The 2853-nt window shown below is 57.8% G+C and carries 2 protein-coding genes; one reads left to right on the forward strand and one right to left on the reverse strand.

Annotated features, from left to right (window positions below; genetic code table 11):
* The first annotated feature begins 98 nt into the window (after positions 1–98).
* Positions 99–266, forward strand: coding sequence for an integrase core domain-containing protein (locus ACIA8E_RS41655; RefSeq protein ID WP_399307287.1), 168 nt, complete (start codon positions 99–101; stop codon positions 264–266).
* 335 nt (positions 267–601) lie between these two features.
* Here the strand turns inward: ACIA8E_RS41655 and ACIA8E_RS41660 are convergent, their stop codons facing one another.
* A complete protein-coding gene (locus ACIA8E_RS41660) occupies positions 602–2398 on the reverse strand; it encodes a hypothetical protein (protein WP_399307285.1) in 1797 nt (598 codons plus the stop codon).
* Positions 2399–2853 lie beyond the last annotated feature (455 nt).

The following is a 2853-nucleotide window of genomic DNA, read 5'->3' on the forward strand; positions in this document are numbered from 1 at the left end:
ACCCGCCGAGTACGAGACCAACTACTACACGGAACTCACAAAACCCCAGGCCACAACCACAATCTGAGATCTCTACCGAACCCGGGGCGGTTCAGCTGATCGAGCACCACGGCCCCTGGCAAGACGCCGACCAGGTCGAACGCACCGTTATGCAGTGGGTCGGCTGGTACAACACCAAGCGACTGCACTCCGCCCTCAACTACCTCCCACCCGAAGAATTGGAGGCCCAGCACCACCGATCACAGGCGACAACGAACGCCATCTGAAAAACACACCAACCGGCCCCAACGAAACACAGAACAGATCACGAACGGGCCCTCATTTTGTTCAGGCCCCGGAAAGGCCGCATCACACAAGAGCCAAGTCCCCACCAACGAACCGACCCGGTCTCATGGACTATCGAGGCTAACACCATCACGGACCTGACTTGTCGGCGGGCATCTCTCCAAAACGTCTCTACTTCGTCCGCGACATCTCCACGATCCGAATGGGGCCGGAGCCTGGAGAACAGATCGAAACTCACGACCCTGGAATTCGGGTTGCTAGGCCACAACTTTTAACCAGCCTTCACGATAGGGTCTACCGGAGTTATCGAATCCAGCTATTGCTCATGGACTCTGATTTTCAGGATGACCCTGCCGGTAAAGTTGGAGTCTTGGCGATCACGCGTCATGGATCTCATGCGATAATCAAGAGTGAGTCTCCCGAGAACGCGATTGGTCTCATCCAGGGAACGGAGCTCGGCTCCAAACAGTGTTAGTGCGATTTTAGTCCTCTTTTGAACGGATTCTGTCTGATGGTCGGTGGGCGAGGTGCTATCGAAGCCAATGGCTGTCACCTCGATCCGGGAACCCCGAGGAAGCCTCTCATTCTTCAGGTGGATTATGAGATCCTGCGCGACGAGACGGATATTCTCTTCGGTTGCACTGGTAATGGAACCATCCTCAGAGTCGAATATCACGTCCGTGTCTGGCCGAAAGGGACGGAGCGTAACAAATTCTCCAGGCCTACCGTCAGGTCCGTCGAATATTCCGAGGCGGCTCAATTTAAATCTCGAATTATGAGGATCTGGGCAGGCAGCTGTGGCGACAGTCTGGTCGGGGGCGTAGACGACGCGGCCAGTAGTGTATGAAACTTGCTGCGCGACGTTGACCATCCGGTCCGGATCGAGGTTCGAGAGCTTCGCCGCAGTTTCGCACGAGAGCAGAATGAGTGGAACATCTGCTGCGAGATTCTTGACGCTCCGACGCCTTCTCAGCACCTTCGCAAAGTCATCGCCACGTGTGGTCATTATCCTTCCGTCATTCAGTTCCAACCCCACAGCGGTCGGGCTGCCGTGGAGCGCGACGAAATGCGGCTTCTTCTTACCGGCCCAGGGTACAGGCCGTGCAGAGTTCGCGATAATTTCCCGATTTTCTCCGTTCCTCACGAAGCGATAAAATTCGGAATTGTCTGCCAAGCCGGAGTAATGGAAATCTCTTATAGCCCATTCGCGAGTCGGGAGGCTTGCGCGGCCGATCTGGTTGCCGTGGGAGTCCTGGAGTGTTTGCCAGCGGATTAAGGTTTCCGGCACAGTGAACGGCACCCCGTGCATATCCAAGCCCGTGACTTCGGCCTCGGTGCTGGGCCCGAGATGGGGGGCGGGGGTGTCCCACAGCCAACGGCCCACTCCGTCGCCTTCCCTGTCGACATCGTCAAGGGACGGAGACAAGAGGTACCACCCATTGTTGCCTGCGAGGCGCAGCGAGATGGAGGAGCTATAGGACCAGACCGTGTGACCGGTGCGGTCGGCTACAACCCGGGGCAAGGCCAATCCAAAATCCCCGGTGTAGTGGCCGGCGAGAACGATGGGGGCGTCCTTCGGTAGCGTGTCGAATTCCGGGTCGCAGGCCAGAAGTTCAGCGAATTCTGCGTGAGAAAGGGCGATTTCGCGATCGTTTGACGACGATTGGGCCGACTCCGCCATGCTGGGAACTCCGACGTGGACTTCGTCCATGGTTGCTTCTCTAAGTAGCACCATGAACGGCTTGGCGTTGTTGACGGCAATCCAAGGAGCTTTTCTTATCAGATCTGTTTCATGGGAAATATTCCATGGCTGATCCGGTTCATATACAGCTGTGGTGGCGATTTTTTTCTTCGCAAATGATGAGTCCATCCAGTTGCGAACGATAGCGCCCTCGCCTTTGAGGCTGGGCCCGGCTTTATATCGGAGCCAAGTGTGGCTTAGGCTCTGGGGCGTGATCGGCATGTTTGGTGGTTGGCTGGCGATCACGACCCGCATTTCTGCCCGGTCATTCATCGTGACTTCAGCAAGTGGGTTCTTTTTACATACGATCCGCACCAAATCATCCGAATTCCGGATGGTGGGGTCCGCAGCTATCAAGTCCGCGATCAGCAAGGATGCGTTTGTTGGGGAAGCCACGATGCGACTGACGCTGTGGGAAGTTGCGGCACCTTGGGTCGTCAGTGAGTGTTGCGTGTGTCGGAGGCGGGGGGGCGTGCCCTCGGAACGGGTAAGAGGGTTGCCGGTGGCGCCGGGGAGCTGAGGGGAGCTCAGAGTGCTGAGGCGGGAGTGAGCCTCGGGTTTGGACTCCGGGATAACGGTGCCTGAGCTCCCTGCCCTGCTCGGTCCCTGAAAGGGAGTAGTGGCTTGCTGATCGTCAGGCGAGTGACGCAGCAGGGTGCGAAAGGCCTCAGTAGAGGCACTGGAATGACTAGGCTCTCCGGAGGCGGGGGGTAAAACGACTCGCTCCAGGCTTTCCGGTCGCGGGGAGTGTTGGTCGTTGTTCTCCAGGGGGCGCCACCGGTCGGTGCCTACCTGGCCGGATCCGGTCAGGTGGTAGCCAGGGAGTT

It is taken from the genome of Streptomyces sp. NPDC051664 (genome assembly GCF_044453545.1).
GTDB lineage: Bacteria > Actinomycetota > Actinomycetes > Streptomycetales > Streptomycetaceae > Streptomyces.